This window comes from Hymenobacter sp. R533113 (assembly GCF_056835965.1).
Window position 1 is genome coordinate 40889 of sequence record NZ_JAKWBD010000016.1, and the last position, 24879, is coordinate 65767.

Here is a 24879-nt window from a genome sequence, read left to right on the forward strand (position 1 = left end):
GTCTCGTTGAACGACTCGCTGGGAAAGCTTTTTCCAACGAATTGTGCCACTTCAGCAACGAGACGCGAAGCGGAAGCTTCGCGCTACATCCACCGACCGCAATGATGCACCAAGCTCCAGCTTGGCGTTACTTTTTCTCACCGAAGAAATTACCCGCATTCCAGGTGGGACGCTGGGCTTCATTGGCCACTAAGTAGCCAATCAAAAAATTTAGCTGGGCATACTTTTTCCCCGCTTCGAAATCAAACACGCCAGTCATATCGTCCTGGGGCTTATGATAGTACTTGGCCCGCCACGCCTGCACGTGCTCGCTTAGGTTATTCTTGCCATCCGTGGTCTTGTTGCCATACTTGATGTGCAGAGCCGGAATACCCTGAGCAACAAAGCTATATTGATCGGAGCGGATGAAGCGGTTTTGGGCGGGTTCCGGGTCGTTTTCTACCGTAAGCCCGAGCGCCTGGCTGGCTGTGGCTACTGGTTCGGCCAACGAGGAGTTCTCGGCCCCCAGCGCCACCACCGATAGCAAAGGAGCAATAATGGTGGGCATATCGGTGTTGATGTTGGCCACCAGTTGCGCTTTGGGCACTGTCGGGTTTTGGGCGAAATACGCTGACCCCAGCAGACCCATCTCCTCCCCGTCACCGCCACGATGAGAACGGAGCGGCGGGGTTTCTGCTTCAGATGCTGGTAGGCGCTGGCAATTTCGAGCAGACTAGCCACTCCCGTGGCATTGTCGTGGGCGCCGTTATAGAGCGAATCGCCCTGCACGGGCGCGGCAATACCTAGGTGGTCGAGGTGGGCGCTGTGCACCACGTATTCGGTGCGGAGCTGGGGGTCGGAGCCCGGTATTTTGCCCACTACGTTGTAGCTGGTTATATCCTGGTAGCGGGAGGTTTGGGCAGCACTCAAACGCGGCAGCAGCACCATTGAAGCCGGCCGGCCGCCCCGCAGGGTAGCGAAAGTACGGGCCGTATCGGTGCCGGCACCTGCGAATAGTTGCTGCAACGTGGCTGCATTTACCGTGCCCACCAGCGCTATTTGCCCCCCAGCATAGCTGCGCGACACATTTACCTTACCATCAGGCCCGAGCACACTCACTTGGCCCCGAGTGAAGTTGGGTAGTTTGGTGCTAGGCTTAGGAAAAGCCAGCAGTACGCCCCCCGCGCCGTGCCGAGCAGCCGTTTGCAGAATGGTGAGTACATCGGTGTTGTAGAGGCGCACGGCATCGGGAAATTGCCGGGGTTGCTCGCGGGTCACCACTACTACTTTGCCCTTCACATCGAGGCCCGCGTAGTCGTCGTAGCCCAAACCTGGGGCGCTGATGCCGTAGCCGGCAAAGACTAAAGAAGCTGATGTTACGCTCGTTTGGGGCACCTCTGGATTAGGATACAACACAAAGTCTTCACCTGCCTTCAAGGTAGTAGCTTGACTTGCTGTACTTTGCAGCTGCATAGTCGCGCCGGGCTCGGTAAAGGCTCGCCGCAGCCGCACCTGCTGCGTGAAGGTGCCATTGTCGCCAGCCGGCTCTACCCCTGCTTTTTTGAGTTGAGCTGCAACGTAATCAACAGCCATTTGATAACCCGGCGTACCTGGCAGGCGACCTTGCAGCTTGTCATCGGCCAGGTACTGCACGTGAGCCTTGTAGTTGTCGGCGCTTACGTTGCTCAGCGCTTTCTGAACGGGTTTTGAAGGCGCGGCGGCCGATTGAGCCCAGCTGCTTTCGCTGAGCAACAGGAAGGCGCCAAGCAGGGAAGCGTAGTATCTCATCGGGCAGGAAGATGGTCAGATGCAAGGGGTTAGCTTCTAGGTTTCGGTCAGTACGGTTTTGAATCCGGCTAGCTTGCCGTCTTCGGTTTTGCCCACCGCAAAAGCCTGAATCTGTGGCCCTGTGCCTACCCGATATACTTTCGTTTCCTGCAATTCCTGCTTCATGAACATTTGCAGGGCTTTGTAGCGGTTGGCTAGATCCACATTGCCAAGCACGCCGTTGTCGGCCGTGTGGTTGCGCAAAAACGCTGTCAACTCCTTGGTTTCTACCGGGGTGCCGTCGGGCTGACCAAGCAGTTTCAAAAGCGTAGCGTCAGTCAGCTCACCATCGGGCGCGGCATAGCTCACTGCTTCCAGCGGCGCGTCCGACTCGCTCATGTAGAACAGCCCTTTGGTCATGGTTTGCAGCTGGTCCATGACGGGGTCAGTGGTTGGGGCAGCCGTGGCGGCGCTGGGGGGCATTTTTGCCTTGCTGGTTTCTCGAACTGCTTTAGAATCGGGGGCCGATTCCGTGGCCTGGCCTTTTGCGTCGGCTTCACCCTCGGGGGGCAATTTGGCGCTGATAGCGTTGGCCAATTCCTTCATGCGCGCTTCCGCCACCTTGATTTTCGGATTCGCAAAATTCATATCCGATACCCGGTTCATCGGAATCAGGTGGATATGCGCGTGCGGCACTTCCAGCCCAATCACCGCTACGCCAATACGCTTGCAGGGCACAGCCTCGCGCACCGCTTGGGCCACTCGCTGAGCAAACTGATGCAGGGCCGCCAACTCGGCGGGGGGCAAATCGAAGATATAATCCACCTCCCGCTTCGGAATGATCAGCGTGTGGCCTTCCACCAACGGCGTGATATCCAAAAAGGCCAGATGATCAGCGTCTTCAGCTACTTTATAGGCAGGCAGCTCGCCCGATACAATACGGGAAAAGATAGATGGCATGGCGGATGGTTTGTGGGGTTATATGCTTGAAGTAGAGACGCGTATTCGCGTCTAATCGTTGCTGAAGTTATGTAGCGGGCACAGCGCCAATCGTTCAACGATTAGAGACGCGAATACGCGTCTCTACGCTGTTCTTACACATTAGCAAGGTAGAAATAAGTTGGAACGCAAAGAGGCGAGACTGTTTAGGTCTCGCCTCTTTCCTCTTATTCTTTCTTAGGTACGGAATACGCCGAAGCGCTTAGCGCGAAATCTCCAGAATCTGAAACTGCAGCTTACCAGCGGGCACGGTGATTTCGGCTACATCACCCACGGACAAGCCCAGCAAGCCCTTGCCAATCGGCGACTTCACGGAAATCTTACCAGCGGCGAGGTTGGCTTCTTCCTCGGCTACCAGAATGTAGTCGAGCACCATGTTATTCTTCATATTTTTAAGCTTGACTTTGCTCATTATTAGAGCTTTACTCGCGTCGATGTTCGATTCATCGATTACGCGGGCGTTGCCAATAACTTCTTCCAGCTTGGAGATTTTCAGTTCGAGGTGACCCTGCGCGTCCTTGGCAGCGTCGTACTCCGCATTCTCGCTCAGGTCGCCTTTGTCGCGGGCGTCGCGCAGTTGCTCGGCAGCGTTGGCCCGGCCGCGGATTTTAAGGTCCTGAAGCTCGTCCTTGAGCTTTTGCAGGCCTTCGGGTGTGTAATAATTAACTGTGGCCATGACGGTGGGGTGGTAAGCTAAAAAACAAGAAGAACGGTCGGCATAGCCAACCGTTCTCCCCAACAGGTTTAGGACAAATATACGAATCCTGCCCAACTTACGCTAGCCGGGCAGCGCCGATGCCCGCAGAAATGCGCCAATCTTTCGGGCCAGCACCTCATTAATACGCTGATAGGATTGGTGCGTCCAGCCGCCAATATGAGGCGAAAGAATAATCTGGGGGGCATTTTTTAGAAAATCGAAGGTAGCCTGCTGGGTTGGGGTGAGCGTAGCCAGCTTCTCATTTTCGAGTACGTCGAGGGCCGCGCCCCTCACCTGCCCGCTTTGCAGGCCGCGCACCAGAGCCGCGTGGTCGAGTACTTCGCCCCGAGCTGTATTTAGCAGCCATATGGGGTTGCGAAAACCCAGCAGCATCGCCTCATTCACAAAATGGTGATTAGGTGCCGAATACGGAATATGTACGCTCAATATCTCCGCCCGCTGCTGCAACTCAGCCAGTCCTACAAGCGTCGCATGGTGGTCGGGCACGCAGATGGGGTTGTTGTCGTAGACCAGCACGGTGCAGCCAAAACTCGTGAGTCGTTGGGCAAAGGCCCGCCCCATGTTTCCGTAGCCTAGTATCCCGACAACTTTGCCCCCCAGCTCCTCCCCGCGGTTGGCCTCGCGCAGCCAGATGCCTTGGCGCACTTCCTGGTCGGCGCGTGGAATATTGCGCAGCAGCGCCAGCAGCAGGCCTAAGGCAAATTCACCTACCGCGTCGCGGTTGCCTTCGGGCGCATTCAAAAGCGTAATGCCCGCCGCCTGCATCGCCGCCTCGTCAATATTATCGACGCCGGCGCCGGCCCGCGCCACATAGCGCAGCGCCGGGCCGTGGGACAATAGCTCAGCCGTCACGCGCACTTTCCCGCGCACTACTAAGCCTTCATAGGCATGCGCCGCCAACGCCGCGGGCACTTCAGCAGCCGTCAGGTCGGGGCGGTAGTGGGTGGTAAGGTTGACATCCTGAAACAGGCTTTGCCAGGAAGAATGCAGATCGTCGACGACGAGACAAAGAGACATGGGGGATTTAATTAAGAATCAGGAATGAAGAATTATTCAACGTCATCCAACTCTTCATTTTTCATTCCTGATTCTTCATTAATTAATCTGGTCAGGCCCACAAACTCGGCCACGCCCAACTGCTCAGCGCGCTTATCGAAAATAGGATCAGCAGTAACCTCGGGGGGCAAACCGAACGGCTTCAACGCGTTGCGCAAGGTTTTGCGACGGGTCTGAAAGGCCTGCTTCACCACCCGGAAAAATAGCTTTTCGTCGCAATCCAGATGCTCTGTGCTGTTGCGGGTAAGCCGGATGACGGCCGACTGCACTTTGGGCGGCGGCACAAATACGTGGGGCGGCACCGCGAACAGCATTTCGACGGTGTAGTACGCCTGCACCAGCACACTCAGAATCCCGTACGCCTTGGAGCCCGGCGGCTCGGCAATGCGCTCAGCCACTTCCTTTTGCAACATGCCCACTACCTCGCGCACCTGCTGGCGGTGGGCCAGCACCTGAAAGTAAATCTGGGTGGAGATGTTATAAGGAAAATTACCAATGATGCTCAGCGGCTTACCCGGAAACAACTGGCTCAGATCCTGCCGCAGGAAGTCGGCGGAGATAATTCGCCCCCCAAGCGAGGGAAAGTTACGCTCCAAGTAGGCTACCGACTCGCGGTCAATTTCCACCACACTCGTCTGGTAAGCAGGATTCTGCAATAGATTACCCGTGAGTACGCCCATGCCAGGGCCAATTTCAAGCACATGAGCCACCCCATCGGGCAGACGCAAGGCGTCCACGATATTGCGGGCAATATTGGGGTCAGCCAGAAAGTGTTGACCGAGGTGTTTTTTGGGACGAACTTGATTCAACTGACAAATGCTGGAAGTGAGAATTGAGACCTGAGAAGTGAGACTATTTTTTAGAGAGAAAGCAATTAGAACGTAAAGTCTAACTTCTCAGGTCTCAATTCTCACTTCTCTCAAAAGACGCCTACCTTGCGGCGCCCAAAGATACGCCTGTCGGTGGGCTTCTGCCTTTTACCTCCGTTCCTCTGCTGTTTATGGCTCTCCAACTCACGTACGCTTCCACGGTGCCCGCTGGCACCGACATTGTTTTTGTGCTGCCCGCCGGTGCCCGTGAATTGCCCCCCAAGGCTCTCACCGACCTCCCCGAATCAGCACGAAATTACGTAAATGAGCAGCTGGCAGCTGATAACAAGCTCGTCACCGTCAATCACTTTTCGCATCATCACTACTTTGTTGTAGCGGCCACCAAAGCCACACCTGAGCTGGTCGCGGAGGACTTGCGCAAGGCTGGTCATAAACTGCACGCTGCCCTTAAAGCGGATAAAGTAGCCGAGCTTTTCATTCAGGATCTGACGACTGATGGCACCGGCGCCCTACCGCTGGCCGAAGGCATCTACCTGACGGCTTATCAGTTTGCGGGATATAAAACCGACGAGAAATCGCGTCAAAATGCCCCCCTGACGAAAGTAACGCTCGTCGGCGCTACCCTTCAGGCCGAAACGGTGCAGGAACTGGAAGGCATACTCCAAGGCGTGTGCCTCGCCCGCGACCTTATCAATGAGCCGCTCAACCGCCTCAACGCCGTCCAGTTTGCGGAGCGAATGGCAGCGGCGGGTGAAGAAGCAGGTTTCCATACCGATATTCTGGACCTTGCCCGCATCGAAGCCCTACGCATGGGCGGCCTTATTGCCGTGAACCTGGGCAGCCCCGAGCCACCGACCTTTACCATCATGGAGTATAAGCCGGAGGGCGCCAAAAACGAGAAGCCCTACGTGCTGGTGGGCAAGGGCGTGGTGTTCGATACGGGTGGCCTGAGCCTGAAGCCGACGCCCAACTCCATGGACATGATGAAGTGCGACATGGCGGGCGGCGCGGCCGTAACGGGCGTACTGTATGCGCTGGCCAAAAACAAAATACCACTGCACGTAATCGGCCTGGTGCCCGCCACTGACAACCGCCCCGGCGGCCTGGCCTTCGTGCCCGGCGACGTACTTGAGATGCACAGCGGCCTCACGGTCGAAGTTCTCAATACCGACGCCGAAGGCCGTCTACTTTTAGCCGATGCCCTCAGCTTCGCCCGTAAATACGATCCAGAGCTGGTCTTCGACATTGCCACCCTTACCGGCTCCGCTGCCCGCGCCGTCGGCAAAGAAGGCCTTGTGGCAATGGGCACCGCTGGCGATGAGCGTATGCTTGAGCTTAAAAAAGCCGGCCACCGCACGCACGAGCGCATCGTGGAGCTGCCGCTGTGGGAGGAGTATGCGGAGCATATCAAGTCCGATATTGCTGACATCAACAACCTGGGCAAAGCCGAAGCGGGTGCCATATCAGCAGGCAAATTTCTTGAGCGCTTTATTGAAGGCACTCCCTGGATTCACCTGGACATTGCCGGCCCCGCTTTCCTCACCGCCCCCGATAGCTACCGTGGCAAAGGGGGCACCGGTACCAGCGTGCGGCTGTTATATGAGTTTTTGAAAAACACATATTAACGCGCCTCACATTTTCCTTATCTCCTATTAGATGGGGACTTCAATTCTCTCAATCCGCTAGCTCCATCCCATGTCCCAATTGCCACGCCTCGGCATTTCTGTCGGCGACCTCGCCGGTATTGGACCCGAAATCATTTATAAGACGCTGCGCGACGTACGCCTGCTTAAATACTGCACTCCGGTAGTCTATGGCACCGCCACGGTTCTCTTCGACGATTTTCCCACGGAAGAGCGCACTGAGCCGCTCACGTTCCGCCAGGTGCGGGCCGCCGCCGACATTGCCCTTGGCAAACCCAATGCGGTTACGTGCTGGGACGAAGACTTTGTGCTTACGCCCGGTCAGCCCAGCGCGGCCAGTGGCGCGGCCGCTCGCCAATCGTTGTTGGCTGCTTGCCGCGACCTAAAGGAAGGTTTGCTGGACGGCATTGTCACGGCGCCCATTAGTAAAGAGAATACCCAGGCCGACGATTTCCGCTACCCCGGCCACACGGAGTTCCTGACCAGCTTTTTCGGGGCTCCCGAGAGCCTGATGTTTCTGGTAAGCGAAGATCTGCGCGTGGCCACCGTCACAGGTCACATTCCACTAAAGGATGTTCCGACTAAGGTTACGAAGGACCTTCTAACTAAAAAACTGCGCCTTCTGCTCACCTCCCTACGTCAGGATTTTGGGATTCAGAAGCCCCGCGTGGCTGTGCTGGGCCTGAATCCCCATGCTGGGGAAAAAGGCTTGCTGGGCACTGAAGAAGCTGATATCATGACGCCGGTTATTCAGCAATTCCTGGAAGAAGGGCACTTGGTTTATGGTCCTTTCCCTGCCGATGGCTACTTCGGAACGCGCCAATACCATCAGTTCGACGCGACGCTGGCTTTATATCACGATCAAGGCCTGATCCCATTCAAAACGCTGGCTTTTGAGCGGGGCGTCAACTTTACGGCTGGCTTACCTATCGTGCGCACCTCCCCCGACCACGGCACGGCTTACGGACTAGCCGGTACATTCAAAGCGGACGAAACGTCATTCCGGGAAGCGCTTTATCTGGCCTGCGACTTGGTGCGTCAGCGGCAAGGATTGATAGCGGAGAAACGACGTTAGCGGCTAAGCTAAAAAAGCCCCCCAACATTGATCTGGGGGGCTTTTTTAGCTTAGTATAATGACCACCCAAATAACGCTGGCCCAGCTAATAGCAGGTCAGCTTAGCTAACGCCAAACCGAAACTTTCTTTCTATAAACGAAATATAATTTGTTCTTTTAGAATTCAGCCGTAAGTTTGCCGAAGAAATAAGCGGAACCGGTTCGGTTCCGTTTTGCTTTTATCTCAGTTCATGGCGCTTCAAACTCCCACCGACTACCGCATTGCCCTGCGTCGCCTCGACGCGCTGGCAACCGCCGGTGTAGAAGGCAACGCCGCGCTGGAAGCCGAGTTTCGGGAGTTGATCATAAGCATCGACACGTACGAAGGCAAGCTAGGGCTACTTCCTATCCCGAATCTACCGACTTCACTGGCTGAGATGATTGAGCTGAAGCGCCAGCAGATGCGGCTCAAGCAGAAAGACTTAGCGCAGCTGCTGGAAGTACCCGCCGGCCGCCTCTCCCAGATTTTAAGCGGCAAGCGCCGTGTCACGCTCGATCTGGCCAAACGTCTTTACGAGCGGCTCGGCATCCCGTCCGATTTCATTCTGAAAAACGCTTAGTCTTCTCCCCAACACTGCCCCCAGCTTTAAAAAACGGCGAAATCTTACTACTTTTGCCCCCTGCTATAAATCTCAACCGTGAAGAAGGACTCGCAATACGACTTAGCTATTGCTAAACTAGCCCATAAAACGCACCATTTTGCGTTTGAGCTGGGCAGAGCGTTTTTCGAGCAGTTTGATCAACAGCTGATTCAGGATGGCCAGCTTCACGCTGATGTGGAGCTGACCAAAACGGATTTGCTGTTGACGCTCGACTTTCACATAAAGGGCACCGTGCGCCTTATCTGCGACCGGAGCCTGGAAGATTTTGACCAACCCATTGATGTACGTCATCAATTGCGCGTACGCTTTGGGGACCAGTACCTGGAGCTGGACGACGACGTGCTGCAAATCACGCCCGATACCCAAACCCTGCCCATTGCTCAGCACTTGTTTGATTACATTGGATTAGCTATTCCGATGAAGAAGCTGCATCCACGTTTTCAGAACGAGCCCGACGATAATCCTGACGCTAACGCCAAGCTCATTTTCACGACCCGTCAGGCCGACGATGAGGACGAAGACACCTCCGACCCCCGTTGGGATGCGCTGCGGAATCTGAATTAAGCTCAAGCTGTCTATTTGACTTTTTCCCTTTTAAATTCACATTCAACTTTCATAATTTCCCATGGCACATCCTAAGCGCCGAACCTCCAAAGCCCGCCGCGATAAGCGTCGCACCCACGACAAGCTCACCCCCAAGGCTATTTCTATTTGCCAGACCACTGGCGAGACGCACTTGCGCCACAAAGCGTACGTAGTAGATGGCGACTTGTATTTGCACGGTAAAGTAGCAGTAAAGGACTTCGCTCCTGTTGCCGCAGCCGCTGCACCTACCGAGGACGAAGAATAACCTCGCTTTGCTGGTAGCATCCGTCTACCAGCCTGCCTTTTCGACTCCGTACTCCCCTTGATTTCCTGTACATGAAGATAGCCCTGGACGCAATGGGGGGCGATTTTGCCCCCCAGGCTGCCGTCGATGGTGCCGTAATGGCTGCCCAACAGCTAAACGGTGCGGCTCAGATTGTGCTCATCGGCCAGGACGAGGCCGTGCGCCCTTTGCTCCAACAGCATGGTGCCGCCGCTGCCGACCTCCTGTTTATCCCGGCCTCGCAAGTAATTGCGATGGGTGAGCATCCCGCCAAAGCCTACCAGCAGAAGCAGGATTCCAGTATTGCCGTGGGTTATCGGATGCTGCATGCTGGTGAGTTAGATGCATTCTGCTCAGCTGGCAGCACAGGTGCTATGCTCGTAGGCGCCATGTTCAGCGTAAAAGCTGTGCCCGGCGTATTGCGACCCGCTATTGCCAACTTCGTTCCGAAGCTGTCAGGCGGGCAAGGCGTTTTGCTGGATGTGGGAGCCAATGCGGAGTGCAAACCAGAAATGCTGGAGCAATTCGGCGAACTGGGTTCACTCTATGCACACTACGTGTTAGGTATTGAAACCCCTAAAGTGGGTTTAATGAACTTAGGCGAGGAAGAGGGTAAAGGCACAACCTTGACGCAAGCCGCTTATCAGTTATTGAAGGTAAATCCGCATGTGCAGTTTATCGGCAATATTGAGGGGCGTGACCTTTTCAACTCTAAAGCCGATGTAATTATCTGCGATGGTTACACGGGCAACGTAATTTTGAAGATGGCAGAATCCATTTATGAGATTCTAAATGAGAAGAAGATGCACGACCCCTTCTTCGACAACTTCAATTATGAGGCTTTCGGTGGCAGTCCTATCCTGGGCATAAATGATAATGCCATCATCGGGCACGGAGTAAGTACGCCGCTGGCCATCTGTAATATGCTCTTACAAGGGTATAAAATGGCCGAGTCGGGTATTTCAGATCAAATAAAGAGCACCTTTAAGTCCTAGTGACTAAGTCCGGCTCTGGCCGGACTTTTTTTGCCGCCTTCGTTCGTCTTTCTCGATGAAAATAACTGCCGCTATTACCGGAGTGGGTGCCTATGTGCCCGACTACGTACTCACCAACAAGGAACTTGTAACCCTGGTGGATACTACCGAGGAGTGGATCGTGAGTCGCACAGGCATACAGGAGCGGCATATTCTGAAGGGTGAAGGGCAGGGAACCTCCGTTATGGGAGTAAAGGCCGTCGAGCAGCTATTGGCAAAGACGGGCACTCGCGCCGAGGATATTGATCTGATTATTTGCGCTACCACTACTCCCGATCTGGTCTTCCCTGCTACCGCTAATATTATTTCGGCGGCTGTAGGGGCCAAAAAAGCGTTCAGCTACGATATGCAGGCCGCCTGCTCGGGCTTTATGTATGCTTTAGCTACGGGTGCCCAGTTTATTCAAACCGGCACTTATAAAAAAGTAGTAGTAGTGGGCGCCGACAAGATGTCGAGTATCATTGACTATACCGACCGTTCCACCTGCATTATCTTCGGCGATGGCGCCGGTGCAGTTCTTTTAGAGCCCACCACCGACGGATTAGGCTTGCTCGATCAAAAACTTTGCTCTGATGGCAATGGCGAGCCATTTCTGCATCAAAAGGCAGGTGGCAGCCGCCGTCCCCCTTCCGCAGAGACCATTGCGGGCCGGGAGCACTTTGTATACCAGGAAGGCGCGACAGTTTTCAAATTTGCGGTTAAAAATATGGCTGATGTAGCCGCTCAGGTTATGGAGCGCAATCAGCTCACCGCCAATGATGTAGCTTGGCTGGTGCCGCACCAAGCCAACAAGCGCATAATTGATGCTACCGCCCATCGGATGGGGGTGGGTCCCGAGAAGGTAATGCTCAATATTCATCGTTACGGCAACACCACGAACGGTACAATTCCGCTTTGCCTGGCCGATTATGAGAGTCAATTACGCAAAGGCGACAACCTCATTATTGCCGCATTTGGCGGAGGATTCACCTGGGGGCATTATTTCTCAAATGGGCGTACGATGCCAAACCCAGCCAGCAAATAGCCTGATTAGCTAACTGCACGCGGAAAACCTCTATACTTGCACTTTCAAAAATACTGAGCTTAGTATATTAACGATTAAGTAAACTCTGGCTACGGCATTATAGCAGCTAATCCAGCAACTCGCTTTCAGTATTTAACATCAAACAACGGCACCTAAAAAATGGCCACCACCGCAGACTTCCGTAACGGCCTCGTCCTGAATTACAACAACGAGTTGCACGTTATCACTGAGTTTCAACATGTGAAGCCTGGTAAGGGCCCCGCTTTTGTGCGTACCAAGATGCGCAACATCAAAACTGGCCGCGTGATTGATAATACCTTTAACGCTGGCGTAAAGGTGGAAACAGCTCGGGTGGAGCAGCGTCCTCACCAGTTCCTATACAAGGATGAGTACGGCTTCAACTTCATGAACAAGGAAGATTTTGAACAGGTAACGCTGCCCGAAGCAATGGTGCCTTTTGCTGATTTGCTAAAGGATGGGCAGGAAGTCACTATTCTTTTCCACGCCGAGACGGAGCAGCCGCTCACAGCTGAATTACCAACTACCGTGGAACTGGTGGTAACCTATACCGAGCCTGGCTTGCGTGGCGATACTGCCACTAACACACTCAAGCCTGCAACGGTGGAAACTGGCGCCCGTATTCAGGTACCCTTGTTTATCAACCAAGACGAAAAAATTCGCGTGGACACCCGCGACTACTCCTATGTCGAAAGAGTTAAATAAGTCGCCGCAGAAGCAGCCTGCTATGAAAGCCAAAGAACTACAGGAATTGCTCGATTTCATCGCCAAATCGGGTTTGAATAAAGTCAACATTGAGACGGAGGAATTTAAGATCTCCGTGCAGCGCGACCCCAGCTATAAGCCGGTGATCAGCACGTCAATGGCTGCACCCACCCCGGTGGCGACGCCTCAGGCTCCAGCACCGGTAGCGCCTCCTGTACCTGCGCCAGTAGCTGCCGTCTCTACACCTGCTGCCACCGCTAGCGAGACCTCTGAGGCCAATTATCAGGCCTTGAAGGCTCCTATGATTGGTACTTTCTACCGCTCTAACGGTCCTGATTCGCCCGCTTTCGTGAACGTCGGTGATTTGGTCGAAAAGGGTCAGGTCATTTGCATCATCGAAGCTATGAAGCTGTTCAATGAGATTGAAGCCGAGGCTTCAGGTCGTGTTGTGAAGGCATTGGTAGAGAACTCCTCTCCCGTAGAATACGATCAGCCCCTGTTCTTGATTGAGCCAATGTAGTTTTTGGGCCTTGAGGTCTTGATAGCTTAGGTTTTGGGCGCGTCGAAGGACCCGCACTATTATCCTAAGTTACCAAGACCTTTCTTTTTCGATCAAGCTCCCAGATTATTTGCTCCCAGACCTTATTCATCATGTTTAAAAAAATACTGATTGCTAACCGGGGTGAAATTGCATTGCGCATTATTCGCACGTGCAAGGAAATGGGTATCAAAACGGTAGCCGTCTATTCTACGGCCGATAAGGAAAGTCTGCACGTACGCTTCGCTGACGAGGCTGTATGTATTGGCCCTCCTCCCAGCGCCCAATCGTACCTGAACATTCCATCACTGATTGCAGCGGCTGAAATCACCAATGCCGACGCTATTCACCCAGGCTATGGCTTTCTGTCGGAAAACGCAGAGTTCTCGCGTATCTGCCAGGAAAACGGCATCAAATTCATTGGCGCTTCGCCCGAAATGATCAATAGCATGGGCGACAAGGCTTCGGCCAAAGCAACCATGAAAAAAGCCGGAGTACCCACTATTCCTGGTTCGGAAGGCTTGCTGGATTCTTTACAGGATGCGCTGAAAATCGCGCATAAGATCAAGTACCCAATTATTCTGAAGGCTACGGCTGGCGGCGGTGGCCGCGGCATGCGCGTAGCGCGTACCGATGAGGAGTTGGAGAAAGGCTGGCACGATGCCCGTACCGAGGCTAAAGCGGCTTTCGGCAACGATGGCATCTACCTCGAGAAGTTTGTGGAAGAGCCGCGCCATATCGAGATTCAGATAGTTGGGGACCAGTTTGGGCGCGCTGCTCACCTTTCTGAGCGCGATTGCAGCATTCAGCGCCGGCACCAGAAGCTGGTGGAAGAAGCGCCTTCGCCTTTCATGACTGAGGAGCTACGCGAGAAAATGGGCCGCGCCGCCGTAGCGGGGGCCAAATCCATTGGCTACGAGGGCGTAGGCACCATCGAATTTTTGGTGGACAAAAACCGGGATTTCTACTTTATGGAGATGAACACCCGCATTCAGGTGGAGCACCCTGTAACGGAGGAAATTATCAACTATGATCTGATCAAAGAGCAGATTAAAGTGGCAGCGGGCGTGCCTATTTCGGGTAATAACTACGAACCCAAAATGCACGCCATGGAATGCCGCATCAACGCCGAGGATCCACGCAATAACTTTCGCCCCGCGCCCGGCAAAATCACGACCCTGCACATTCCCGGCGGTCACGGCGTGCGGGTGGACACTCACGTGTACGCGGGCTACACCATTCCACCCAACTATGACTCGATGATTGCCAAGCTTATTACTACAGCGCAGACTCGCGAAGAGTGCATCGTGAAAATGAAGCGCGCCTTGAGCGAGTTTGTAGTGGAAGGTGTGAAAACTACCATTCCATTTCACTTGGCATTGATGGATAATCAAAGCTTCAAGGATGGCAACTTTACGACTGCATTTCTGGATACGTTCGACTTTTCAACCGTTTAACCTAATTGGTTAATCCGCATGTTAACAAAAAGCCCCCTTGCTATAAGGGGGCTTTTTGTTGGTTATGAAGCAGGGTGTTCTATTTCCTGCACCAGCTCATCGTACCATTCCTCGCCATACTTACGAATTAAGGGTTCTTTAAGAAACTGATAAACTCGTACACCTAGATCGGCGCCGAAGGAGCAAGCAGGATTACATATGCCCCACCGATCGTAGTTTAGGGCCTCAAAATCCTCATACTTGCTGATGCGAATGGGATATAAGTGGCAGCTAATAGGCTTCTTGAAGCTGGTGGCACCGGCCAAATAGGCCTGCTCAATGCCGCACTTCAGAATGCCACGCTCATCATATAGAGCATAAGCGCATTCCCGGTCATCGATGGTGGTTGTGCTAAAATCACCTTCCCAATCCTTGATGTAAAGGCCTTGTTGCTCAATTGCCTGCTGGCCAGCTTCGGTAAGAAAAGGCTTAATGTTGGCGTATTCAGACTCAAGAATTGCTAATTCAGCTTCTTCTAAAGGAGCACCGAGGTCACCTTCCACGCAGCACGCACCTTTGCAGGCTTCGAGATTGCAAACAAAAAAATTGTCGCGAACGTCATCGGAGATGACGGTGTTCTGTATAATTATCATGGGATTGGTGCGCAGAATCTTGCGGGGGCTTTTTTAAGCGCTGCGCAATGGTAAAAGGCGGCAGGCCAACGAACGTGCAAAGTCCCGGAAGAAAGGAATTGACAAAGATAACCCCAAACGTAGGCTTCCTGGTTTCCTGGGGGCAAAACCTTACCTTTGTTCCTTCGCCAACGAGCCGGTTTACTTGAAAGAATGGCATTAGATTACAATACCTTATTGAATCCATCGCAGGCCGCTGCCGTGCTGCAAACGGAAGGCCCCTGCATGATTATAGCCGGTGCTGGTTCCGGCAAAACGCGTGTGTTAACGTATCGCATCGCCCATTTGCTCGAAAAAGGCGTGGAGCCGTTCAACATCCTGGCCCTGACTTTTACCAATAAGGCGGCCAAGGAAATGCGCGCCCGCATTGAAAAGGTAGTGGGCCCCGAAGCTAAGAATGTGTGGATGGGCACCTTTCACAGCATTTTTGCCCGCATCCTGCGCTCCGAAGCCGATAAAATCGGTTTCCCGCGCCACTTCACTATTTACGACACCCAGGACTCGAAGACGCTGGTATCGCAGATTGTAAAAGAGTTGGACCTCGACGATAAGTTGTATAAGCCCAGTATGGTGCTGGGGCGCATCTCGTCGGCCAAGAACAAGCTGATTTCGGTGCAGCAGTACCTGAGCGACCCGGTCATCAAGCAGGACGACGAAGCGGCTTTGCGGCCTAAGATTGGCGTGATTTATCAGCAGTACCAGTCGCGATGCTTCAAGGCTGGCGCCATGGACTTCGACGATTTGCTGTTCAATACCAATGTGCTGTTCAAGGACCACCCGGAGGCGCTGAACAAGTACCAGAACATCTTTAAGTATGTGATGGTGGACGAGTATCAGGACACCAACTATTCGCAGTACCTCATTACGCGCAAGCTGGCAGCCAAAGAGCGTAATATTTGCGTGGTTGGCGACGACGCGCAAAGCATCTACGCCTTCCGGGGGGCAGATATTACCAATATTCTCAACTTCGAGAAAGACTACCCGGAGCTGGAAGTATTCAAGTTGGAGCAGAACTACCGCTCCACCAAGAATATCGTGAAGGCCGCTAACTCTGTTATTAAGAATAATAAAGCGCAGCTTCGCAAAGACGTTTTCTCGGAGAACGAGGAAGGCACACTCATCGAAGTACTCAAGGCGGCCTCGGATAACGAGGAAGGCAAGCTGATTGCCAATTCCATCTTCGAGGACAAGATGAATATGCACTTGTCCTACGACCATTTTGCTATTCTCTACCGCACCAACGCCCAAAGCCGGGCCATGGAAGAAGCCCTGCGCAAGCTCAATATCAAGTACAAGATTGTGGGGGGCCTTTCTTTCTACCAGCGGAAAGAAATTAAGGACTTAGTAGCATACCTGCGCCTGACGGTAAACCCGAATGATGAGCAGGCGCTACGCCGCGTTATCAACTACCCGAAGCGCGGCATTGGCGACACGACGGTGAGTAAGCTCATCAATACGGCCGAGGAAACGAACCACGCCCTGTGGGAGGTAGTCGCCAATGCGGCTTCCTTTCTGGGACCACGGCTTTCGGGAGCTATAACGCAGTTTGCGGAGCAGATTAAAAGCTACGCTGTAATAGCGGGCAAAGAAGATGCGTTTGAAGCAGCGAAGTTTATTGCCAAAAACTCGGGTATGATTGAGGAGCTTTATGCTGATAAGAGCATTGAAGGCCTCTCGCGCTACGATAACATTCAGGAATTGCTGAATGGTATCAAGGCGTACACCGAGGACCCGGAGCGTGATGATAAGTCGCTGGCTTCTTTTTTACAGGATATTGCTCTCGTCACCGACGCCGACACGAAAGACGCGCAGCAGGATGGCGAGGCCGTTACCCTGATGACTATTCACTCAGCCAAAGGCTTGGAGTTTCGTAATGTATACATTGTGGGGTTGGAGGAAAACCTGTTTCCGTCCCAGATGATGATTACGTCGCGGGCCGATTTGGAAGAGGAACGGCGACTTTTCTACGTCGCAATTACGCGGGCTGAGAAGAAGCTTACTCTTAGCTACGCTACTTCCCGCTACCAATGGGGTAACCTGCGAAGCTGCGAGAAAAGCCGCTTTCTAGACGAAATTGATCCGCAATTCGTAGATTTCAAGTTCTCGGCTGGTCCGGGGAGTGGCGAGTCGCCATTCGGGCACGTATTGGAGCGACGCAGTAACCTAATTCCGCCCGCTCCGCGTAAGACGGTAGCAACCAGCTACAAGCCTTCGGCCGATTTTCAACCTTCCGATACTTCCAATCTGGCTACCGGGCAGCGGGTAGAACACCCCAAATTTGGCTTCGGCACGGTGAGCAAGCTCGAAACCCAGGCTGGCTCCACCAAGGCAATTATTCAGTTTGAGGAGGTCGGCGAGAAGACGTTATTGCTGAGTTTTGCCAAATTGCGGGTGCTGAGCTAATTGGCTTCACTCAGTGACACCCCAGCGTTCCAGAGGCGCTGAATATTGTTGTTTTTAATTTTTCCCATGTCTCTCCCCTCCCCTCATAAGCACGAGTTGCTCCAGCGCGAATATGGCCAGAGCACCTTTCAACTGGTGCAAACCCTGCGTACTATCGAAGACAAGGCTGAGCGTACGCGCCGGGCTACCCAGATAGTGCAGTTGATCTTTCGCCTGAATGCCGGTTTGCGCGACCAGCCCGATGCTCAGCAGAAAGTATGGAATCATCTCTACGAAATGGCCGATGAGGACCTGGACGTGGACAGCCCGTTTCCGCTCGTCAGCCTTGCCCAGCTGCACCAGCAGCCGAAGCGGGTGCCCTACCCCAGCAAGTCGCCGAAGATTAAAGCTTATGGCCGCAGCGTAGAGGATATGATTGCCAAAGCCTTGACGCTGGAAGACGCAGCGGAGCGTGAGCAGGCGACCATCGCCATCGGCCGGACCATGAAGTTCCTGTACCGCTCGTATAGCAAAGAGAATGCGAAGGATGTTACTATCCTTAAGCACCTAAAAGAGCTTTCGGGGGGCAAATTGGAGCTTGACCCAGCACAAGTAGATGCTCAGAATCTGTTCGAGTTTGCTACCAATGGCCGGCCCGCACCCTTCATCGTACCCCAGCCCCGTAACGACCGCTCCGACCGCGACCCACGACGCACGGGTGCCGGCGGAAATCGGCGCGACAAGCAGCGACGCGGTGGCAAAAAGCGCCAGGAACCTCAGCAACCTCCTCAGTAATTTTTGTGGGAGCCAGGAACTAGGAGTAAGGAGCCAGAATCCGGGAAATAACCATTCTAGCTCCAGCACTCCTAATCCCTGGCTCCTAACTTCTAACTCCTTCTTTGATGGCCTCTTTTGAAGTAATTGGCGGACACCCGCTTAAAGGCGAGATTATACCCCAAGGGGCTAAAAACGAAGCACTCCAGATTTTGTGCGCCGTACTACTCACCAGTGAGCCAGTTACGATTAGCAACATTCCCGATATCCGCGATGTAAATAAGCTCATCGAGCTGCTACGCGATATGGGCGTAAAGGTGGGCAAGCTCGCCAACGACACGTATGTTTTTCAAGCTGACAGCGTAAACTTAGACTATCTCGACTCAGAGCAATTTGTAGCCCAGGGCCGCGCCTTACGAGGCTCCGTTATGATTCTGGGACCTATGCTGGCGCGCTTTGGCCAGTGCCAATTGCCAAGACCAGGCGGTGACAAAATTGGCCGTCGGCCGCTGGATACCCACTTTTTGGGTTTGCAGAAGCTGGGGGGCAAACTAACCTTGGAAGGCAACGACTTTTACCGCATTCGTACGGAGGGTAAGCTGCAAGGCACCTACATGCTCCTCGACGAAGCTTCCGTGACGGGCACAGCCAATATTGTGATGGCCGCAGTTCTGGCCGATGGTATCACCACTATTTATAATGCAGCTTGCGAGCCTTATTTGCAGCAACTATGTAAAATGCTGGTGCGTATGGGGGCCAAAATCAACGGTATTGGCTCCAACCTGCTCACCATTGAAGGCGTGGAAGTCCTCGGCGGCACCGAGCACCGCATGCTACCAGACATGATTGAAATCGGCTCTTTTATTGGTCTGGCGGCCATGACTGGCTCCGAAATCACCATTAAGGACGCGCAAATTCAGGAGTTGGGTCTCATTCCGGATACTTTCCGCAAGATGGGTATTCAACTGGAGTTTCGGGGCGATGACATTTTCATTCCTGCCCAAGATCACTATCAGATTGCTACTTACCTTGATGGCAGTATCCTGACGGTATCGGATCATACGTGGCCGGGCCTCACCCCCGATCTGCTCAGCATTATCCTCGTGGTAGCTACGCAGGCAAAAGGCACCGTTCTCATTCACCAGAAGATGTTTGAGTCGCGCTTGTTCTTCGTGGATAAGCTCATTGATATGGGTGCGCAGATCATTCTCTGTGACCCGCACCGGGCCACTGTTATTGGCCTCGATCAGCGCACCCGCCTGCATGGTATCACCATGACGTCGCCCGACATTCGGGCCGGAGTGGCGCTGCTCATCGCGGCCCTCTCCGCCGACGGACGCAGCGTGATTGAAAACGTGGAGCAGATTGATCGGGGATATCAGTTCATTGATAAACGCCTGAATGCGCTGGGTGCTCAGATTAAGCGTCTGTAACACAGAAACCTTTCAGCTCATAAAAAAGCCCCCCAGAATAGTTCTGGGGGGCTTTTTTATGAGCTGAAAGGTTAGTCGATGATCATATCAATAACGCTTGTTACCAATGATAGTACGATGCTGAAAAGCAGCGCAGCAAGGAAGCCGTCAAGCTTGAAGCCGGGTAGCACCCAATCGGCCAGAAGCACAATCGCGGCATTGATGACCAGCAGAAACAAGCCTAGTGTGAGGACTGTAATAGGAAAGCCCAGAATCTTGAGAATAGGCTTCAACACCGCATTGAGCACAGCCAACACCAGTACCAGCAACAGGGCATCACCAAAGCCATCGAGGTGGGCACCGGGCAGAAAGTAGGCCAAGGCGTAGGTGATGATGGCTGTGAGAATGAATTTGAGTAAAAATCCCATAGAGGCAGAAGGATGAATGAACAAAGAAAATCCGACCCCCAGTCGGGAGTCGGATTACGGTACGCAAAAAAGCGGGTAGCGTTGAGCCGCTAGTCCTCGTCTTCCACTTTCTTCATGTCGCGGGCGGCAATACGCCCCTGCGACACGGCCATCCAGTTGCAGAGCTGATACAGCAGGCGGGCACCCACGATACCATTCCAGTCGGTATCGCCGGGCGCTACTTCGTTCAAATCGCAGCCGATGATTTCACGCCCTGAGCGCACGACCATTCGAATCAGATAGAGCGCTTCTTCAAACTCCAGACCACCGGGCACGGGAGTACCGGTGCCGGGGCAAAGTTTGGGGTCGAGGCCGTCGATATCGAAGCTGAGATACACCTTCTGCGGTAGCTGAGCGATTATTTTCTTGCACTCCTTCCGCCACGATTTGCCGGCAAACAGTTCTTCCCGCAGAAAGCGCTCCGGAAACATGATAATGCGACCATTGCTGCGCTCAGCCAATTCTGCTTCCTGCTGACAAAAGTCACGAATACCTACCTGCACCAGCTTTTTTACCTGCGGCAACTGCAGCGCATTATACATAATGGAAGCATGCGAGTACTCGAAGCCTTCGTAGGCCGGGCGCAGGTCGCAATGAGCATCAATCTGCAGAATACCGAACTCCTCGTGGCGATCGGCCAAGGCGTGAATGTAGCCCAAGGGCGTGCTATGGTCACCGCCTATTACCGCTACGGCCTTACCCGCATCAAGGTAAGCACCCGCTTTCTGCTTAAGCCAGTTCAGCAGTGCTTTCCCGCGAACGGTAGCCTGGCCGGTGGCGGTGGCGTGCTGGGGGGCTTCTTCGGCGGGCTGACCCGCTTCGAGCCAGCTGATATAGCCGGAAGTCTGCTCGCGCAGCTCGCGGCTCTCAGCGGCCCAGCTTTCATCTTCCGCTTCCATGGCCAAACCTAAGCGCCAGGCATCCGCAATATCCGGATCGTAAAGGTCAACTTGCAGGGAGGCCTCGCGAATAGCGGCTGGGCCTAAGGCCGTGCCAGCCCGATAAGAAACCGTAACCTCCCAAGGCACCGGCACAACAACTACCTGCGCCTCCTCGACGGTAAAGGGCAAGCCAAAAATGCCCCCCGCGCTGTCACCCAAAGCGTTAGGATCGAAAGAGGCGAGCTTCTTTTCAAGGTTGGAGGAATGAGAATTCGACATGGCAAACGAAGTAGAAAAGGAAAACAGGTAAGTGAAGCGCCGGTTCGACGCTACAAAAAAGCAGTGTTAATGATTCTAAATCAGGCATCTAAGATGCGCTATTCAATAACGAAAAAGCTGTCATTTCGGGTGGTTCAACCAGACGCGATTCGTAATCTGCGACAGTTGATATCTACCAAAAATGACAGCCTTTACTCTGTGCCAGAATGATTAACGCGCGGCTTGCTGGCCGTTCAGAAAATCGTAAGTCCGAATGATATCTAGAATCTTGACGAAAGTTTCGCGATCAAAGAACAGCATCAACGGTAACTCAACTGAGTTATTCTTATCTGAGAACTGCGTGATGACCGAGAAAACCATGGGTTGATATAACGGATTCTGCGCTACCAGCTTGATCAAGGAAGGGTCGAGGTGGCCTTTTGGAGCGATGGGAGGCGCCCCATATATATTAGCTTTCAGAATGTTAGCCAACTGAGTTACCAAGGCACCCGTGATAATGTTGCTAATTTCCAGCAATAGCGACTCCTGCAATTCATCAATTTCGACCGATTCAGGTTTAACCAAACGCAAGCACACGCGTGAGAGCCGCTGCACATGCTGCCCCGAAAAGAACATCAGCGTCGAGCCATTGAACTCGCCTTTAATATCGGATTGAATGACTACGTGGTCTTTTTCGTACACTTTCACCCGCTCCAGAATACTGGTTCCGGACACCAAATCAAGGCTTGGCACCTCCAATAACACAGTTTCCTGGGCAATAGAAGCAAAAGAATCGGCGGCGCGAGCCAAGCCAATATTCAGTATTTCCCGAATAATGTCCCGCTCTAGGTCCGTCATGTGCAAATCCATACAAGTCAGTCGGTTGGTACGAAAAAGCCACTATAGGCAGTTTCGAAATCTGCAATACGTGATTTAAGGTCGTTTGGCCAAGAATAGTCGAGTTAATACTGGCACATCGAGCACAAGGCACACTTGTCCGCTGCCCAACAGCGTAACGCCTCCGAATAAGTCAATGGTATCCAACGGTTTACTCACAGGTTTGATTACTATGTCTTGCTGACGCAAAAAACGATCGACGATCAAACCCAGCTTACGATTATTATAGTCCACAATGATGATGCGCTGATGGCCTACCAGCTCATCACGAGAAGCTGCCGGCAGCGGACCGTCGCCACTATGCAGCAGCGTCCGCAGGTTCACGACCGGCACATTTTCCTCCTGAATACGGGCCAGCAGCGTCCCTCCTACTACATGCAGCTCTTCGGGCTCTAAGGCAACTACTGAGTCGGTGTGCATGAGTGGAATAGCATAGCTGCGTTCCTCCAATTCAAACAACAAGGCACCCTTCACGGCAATAGACGTGGGCAGCACCAGGGAAAACGTGGTGCCCTGGCCCAGCTCCGACTCTACGCGTAATTGCCCCCCAAGCGAGTCGATAGCCAGCTTCACCACATCTAAGCCTACGCCTCGACCTGAAATTTCGGTTACTTCTTTTGCCATCGAGAAGCCGGGCTCAAACAAGAAGGCCCGCACCGCATTCGCGTCGAGGTTAGCAGCAGCATCAACTCTCACCAAGCCGCGCTCTACTGCCTTACGCCGCACACTTTCTACATCAATTCCGCGGCCATCATCGGACACCCGAATCAGCACATCGTCGCGTTCGGTTTGAGCTGAGAGTGTCAAGTGACCAGCAGCCGGTTTACTGGCTCGCTGGCGCTCTTCCGGCGTTTCAATACCGTGGGCAATAGCATTGCGGACCAAATGCAGCAGCGCATCGGTAATAATTTGAAGGATGTTTCGGTCAATCTGAATGTCCTGCCCTTCCAGCCTTAGTGCTACTTCTTTTTGCTCGGAAGCGGCAACGTCGCGAACTACGCGGGGAAACTTATTGAAAAGCGAGCCGACGTTTACCAGGCGCGCATCCATCACACTGTACTGTAGCTCGTCGGTAATACGAAACAGATGCGAGGCGGCGGCCTGCAAGGCCGGATGCCCTATTTCCCGGCCCAGCGTCATAATCCGGTCGCGGTCAATAATCAACTCGCCCACCAGATTAAGCAGGTGGTCCAGCTTTTTGATCTGAATATAAACCAGGTCCGACAACTCCAGCTTGCGGCCCGCCTCTTCGTCAGTATCCGACTCGGCAGCATTCAGGATTGGCTCCTCCCCTTGGACCAAACGCTCGAGGTTTGCCAGTAAGTCCTCGGTGGGGGGCATTTCTGCCTCTTCACCAACGGCCCGAATCATGGCGCCCAGCCTATCGACGCCGGCAAACAACACTGGTACGACCGTACCAGCAAAGGACTTCTCTTTGTCTCGGATTAAACCAAAAATGGTCTCCATCTCATGCGAGACTTCGCCAATTTGGTTGTAGCCCATAGCTCGCGCGTTGGACTTGAGATTGTGCATGAGCCGAAAGAGCTCATTCAAGGCGGGGGTATCCTCTGGGTTTTTCTCCAGCTCGCTGATATGACGGCTCATGGCGTCATAGTACTCCAGCGCCTCGGACATAAATATCTCCTGGTACTCCTGCTCCCGTGACTTCATTAGTTTACGGTTTCTAGAGGTGGAGAGAAATGGGCCGCCGGAGCAAACAGCGCCCCACGCCGATTTATGACTTCCGCAATCTGATCGAGCGGCAGGATGGCGTTAGCGTGTCCTGCCCGAATAACAGAGCCAGGCATACTGAATACAGCGGCGGAATCCTGGCTTTGCGCAATTACCTGGCCTCCTCGGGCGCGAATAGATTGAGCACCCAAGGTTCCATCATTCCCCAAACCAGTCAAGACTATACCCAGTACCTGCGGGCCGGCTACTTTAGCAGCCGAACGCATAAGCGTATCAATAGATGGGTCATCAAAAGATAAGGGCGCCTTTGAGCTGAACCCAATTTGCCATACCTGCCAAGGGCCGCGCTGCACTGGCTTCAGCACCATATTTTGCCCCCCAGGCGCTATTATAATTTGTCCTTCTTCCAAAGGCATACCTGCGCTGCCAATTTTTACTGGCAATGTCGTCAGACGCTGTAAGCGCTTAACGAATGAAGCAGTAAAGTGCGCGGGCAAATGCACGGCAATCAGCAAGGTACAAGGCAAAGCAGGCTGCAAGGCTTGTACAAGTCGCTCTACAGCAGCAGTTCCCCCCGTAGAAGCGCCAATCACTACCAGGCTTTTGGGCTGAGCGCTAACAACATGGCGGAGCGGATTGATGAAAGCGGCTATCCGCGGCACGGCTGGGGCAGCGCGAATTTGCCGGAGGACAGCCACACGAAAAGCCTGCTCTGCTCCTGCTTGTAAGGCAGTAATGTAGTTATAAAGGCCCCACCGAGCAGCCTCGCGCATAACACTATTCGAAGGAATATGAGTAGCGTAAAGGAGCACCGGGCAGGCGTGGTGCTGGTGCAGTCTTTCCAGATCCGGCAGGCCTTGCTCATCCAAAATCACTAGTGCAGGCCGAAACCTCCGGGCTAAGATTACCAACTCGTCAGCGCTACAGGCCGAGCCTACCAATAGGCAATCTGGCTGGGCTTGCAGTAAGCGCGTCAGCTCCAGCCGCACCAAAGCAGGGAGTTCACCAAGCAGAACAGTAAAAGGCACAGGTAAAGAGGGCACAGAATAAGTGGAAGCGCAACGTAAGAAAACAGAGCAAAAGAAGTAGAAAA

22 protein-coding genes and 2 pseudogenes are annotated in these 24879 nt (G+C 53.5%); 13 read left to right on the forward strand and 11 right to left on the reverse strand.

Annotated features, from left to right (window positions below; all coding sequences use genetic code 11):
- Window positions 1-127: 127 nt before the first annotated feature.
- The 5 genes and pseudogenes from MKZ35_RS22000 to rsmA all read right to left on the reverse strand — a co-directional run bounded on the left by MKZ35_RS22000 (window position 128) and on the right by rsmA (window position 5328).
- Window positions 128-1767 (reverse strand): annotated as a pseudogene (locus MKZ35_RS22000) (M28 family peptidase).
- Between the two features lie 36 nt (window positions 1768-1803).
- The gene (locus MKZ35_RS22005) at window positions 1804-2706 is read right to left on the reverse strand and encodes a nuclease A inhibitor family protein (protein WP_482515364.1); all 903 of its coding nucleotides are present in this window, start codon (window positions 2704-2706) and stop codon (window positions 1804-1806) included.
- 241 nt (window positions 2707-2947) lie between these two features.
- Window positions 2948-3421, reverse strand: a complete 474-nt coding sequence (greA, locus tag MKZ35_RS22010) for a transcription elongation factor GreA (RefSeq protein ID WP_482515365.1) — start codon at window positions 3419-3421, stop codon at window positions 2948-2950.
- 102 nt (window positions 3422-3523) lie between these two features.
- On the reverse strand, window positions 3524-4480 hold the full coding sequence (locus MKZ35_RS22015) for an NAD(P)-dependent oxidoreductase (protein WP_482515366.1): 957 nt from the start codon (window positions 4478-4480) through the stop codon (window positions 3524-3526).
- A 32-nt stretch (window positions 4481-4512) separates the two neighbouring features.
- Window positions 4513-5328: a 16S rRNA (adenine(1518)-N(6)/adenine(1519)-N(6))-dimethyltransferase RsmA gene (rsmA, locus tag MKZ35_RS22020; RefSeq protein ID WP_482515367.1), complete on the reverse strand. Its 816-nt coding sequence runs from the start codon at window positions 5326-5328 to the stop codon at window positions 4513-4515.
- 191 nt (window positions 5329-5519) lie between these two features.
- Between rsmA and MKZ35_RS22025 the strand changes: the two genes are divergently transcribed.
- The 10 genes and pseudogenes from MKZ35_RS22025 (at window position 5520) to accC (ending at window position 14352) form a co-directional block, all read left to right on the forward strand.
- Window positions 5520-6974 carry a leucyl aminopeptidase family protein gene (locus MKZ35_RS22025; RefSeq protein WP_482515368.1) on the forward strand — a complete coding sequence of 485 codons (1455 nt, stop codon included), beginning with the start codon at window positions 5520-5522 and terminating at the stop codon, window positions 6972-6974.
- A gap of 70 nt (window positions 6975-7044) precedes the next feature.
- Entirely contained in the window at window positions 7045-8067 is a 1023-nt protein-coding gene (gene pdxA, locus MKZ35_RS22030) for a 4-hydroxythreonine-4-phosphate dehydrogenase PdxA (RefSeq protein ID WP_482515369.1), read from the forward strand.
- A 230-nt stretch (window positions 8068-8297) separates the two neighbouring features.
- Complete coding sequence (locus MKZ35_RS22035; protein ID WP_482515370.1) at window positions 8298-8666, forward strand: helix-turn-helix domain-containing protein; 369 nt, start codon at window positions 8298-8300, stop codon at window positions 8664-8666.
- A 78-nt stretch (window positions 8667-8744) separates the two neighbouring features.
- On the forward strand, window positions 8745-9272 hold the full coding sequence (locus MKZ35_RS22040) for a YceD family protein (RefSeq protein WP_482515371.1): 528 nt from the start codon (window positions 8745-8747) through the stop codon (window positions 9270-9272).
- A 61-nt stretch (window positions 9273-9333) separates the two neighbouring features.
- Window positions 9334-9558: a 50S ribosomal protein L32 gene (gene rpmF / locus MKZ35_RS22045; RefSeq protein ID WP_482515372.1), complete on the forward strand. Its 225-nt coding sequence runs from the start codon at window positions 9334-9336 to the stop codon at window positions 9556-9558.
- A gap of 71 nt (window positions 9559-9629) precedes the next feature.
- Window positions 9630-10571, forward strand: coding sequence for a phosphate acyltransferase PlsX (plsX, locus tag MKZ35_RS22050; protein ID WP_482515373.1), 942 nt, complete (start codon window positions 9630-9632; stop codon window positions 10569-10571).
- A 55-nt stretch (window positions 10572-10626) separates the two neighbouring features.
- A pseudogene (locus MKZ35_RS22055) lies at window positions 10627-11639 on the forward strand (beta-ketoacyl-ACP synthase III).
- A 154-nt stretch (window positions 11640-11793) separates the two neighbouring features.
- A complete protein-coding gene (gene efp / locus MKZ35_RS22060; RefSeq protein ID WP_482515374.1) occupies window positions 11794-12357 on the forward strand; it encodes an elongation factor P in 564 nt (187 codons plus the stop codon).
- 22 nt (window positions 12358-12379) lie between these two features.
- Complete coding sequence (gene accB / locus MKZ35_RS22065; RefSeq protein WP_482515375.1) at window positions 12380-12877, forward strand: acetyl-CoA carboxylase biotin carboxyl carrier protein; 498 nt, start codon at window positions 12380-12382, stop codon at window positions 12875-12877.
- Window positions 12878-13008: 131 nt separating this feature from the next.
- Window positions 13009-14352 carry an acetyl-CoA carboxylase biotin carboxylase subunit gene (gene accC, locus MKZ35_RS22070; protein ID WP_482515376.1) on the forward strand — a complete coding sequence of 448 codons (1344 nt, stop codon included), beginning with the start codon at window positions 13009-13011 and terminating at the stop codon, window positions 14350-14352.
- Window positions 14353-14414: 62 nt separating this feature from the next.
- On the opposite strand, the gene MKZ35_RS22075 is transcribed toward accC, so the two are convergent.
- Window positions 14415-14984 carry a DUF3109 family protein gene (locus MKZ35_RS22075; protein WP_482515377.1) on the reverse strand — a complete coding sequence of 190 codons (570 nt, stop codon included), beginning with the start codon at window positions 14982-14984 and terminating at the stop codon, window positions 14415-14417.
- A 192-nt stretch (window positions 14985-15176) separates the two neighbouring features.
- Between MKZ35_RS22075 and MKZ35_RS22080 the strand changes: the two genes are divergently transcribed.
- From MKZ35_RS22080 to murA, 3 genes are all read left to right on the forward strand, one after another.
- Window positions 15177-17426: an ATP-dependent helicase gene (locus tag MKZ35_RS22080; protein ID WP_482515378.1), complete on the forward strand. Its 2250-nt coding sequence runs from the start codon at window positions 15177-15179 to the stop codon at window positions 17424-17426.
- 66 nt (window positions 17427-17492) lie between these two features.
- Window positions 17493-18200 carry a DUF4290 domain-containing protein gene (locus tag MKZ35_RS22085; protein ID WP_482515379.1) on the forward strand — a complete coding sequence of 236 codons (708 nt, stop codon included), beginning with the start codon at window positions 17493-17495 and terminating at the stop codon, window positions 18198-18200.
- 107 nt (window positions 18201-18307) lie between these two features.
- Window positions 18308-19612, forward strand: a complete 1305-nt coding sequence (gene murA / locus MKZ35_RS22090; protein WP_482515380.1) for a UDP-N-acetylglucosamine 1-carboxyvinyltransferase — start codon at window positions 18308-18310, stop codon at window positions 19610-19612.
- 71 nt (window positions 19613-19683) lie between these two features.
- On the opposite strand, the gene MKZ35_RS22095 is transcribed toward murA, so the two are convergent.
- From MKZ35_RS22095 to MKZ35_RS22115, 5 genes are all read right to left on the reverse strand, one after another.
- A complete protein-coding gene (locus MKZ35_RS22095) occupies window positions 19684-20019 on the reverse strand; it encodes a phage holin family protein (protein ID WP_482515381.1) in 336 nt (111 codons plus the stop codon).
- Window positions 20020-20108: 89 nt separating this feature from the next.
- On the reverse strand, window positions 20109-21218 hold the full coding sequence (locus MKZ35_RS22100) for an agmatinase family protein (RefSeq protein WP_482515382.1): 1110 nt from the start codon (window positions 21216-21218) through the stop codon (window positions 20109-20111).
- 210 nt (window positions 21219-21428) lie between these two features.
- Complete coding sequence (locus tag MKZ35_RS22105; protein WP_482515383.1) at window positions 21429-22067, reverse strand: chemotaxis protein CheC; 639 nt, start codon at window positions 22065-22067, stop codon at window positions 21429-21431.
- Between the two features lie 63 nt (window positions 22068-22130).
- The gene (locus MKZ35_RS22110; RefSeq protein ID WP_482515384.1) at window positions 22131-23765 is read right to left on the reverse strand and encodes a chemotaxis protein CheA; all 1635 of its coding nucleotides are present in this window, start codon (window positions 23763-23765) and stop codon (window positions 22131-22133) included.
- Entirely contained in the window at window positions 23765-24814 is a 1050-nt protein-coding gene (locus MKZ35_RS22115) for a chemotaxis protein CheB (protein WP_482515385.1), read from the reverse strand. Before MKZ35_RS22115 ends, MKZ35_RS22110 begins: the two co-directional genes overlap by 1 nt.
- Window positions 24815-24879: the final 65 nt, after the last annotated feature.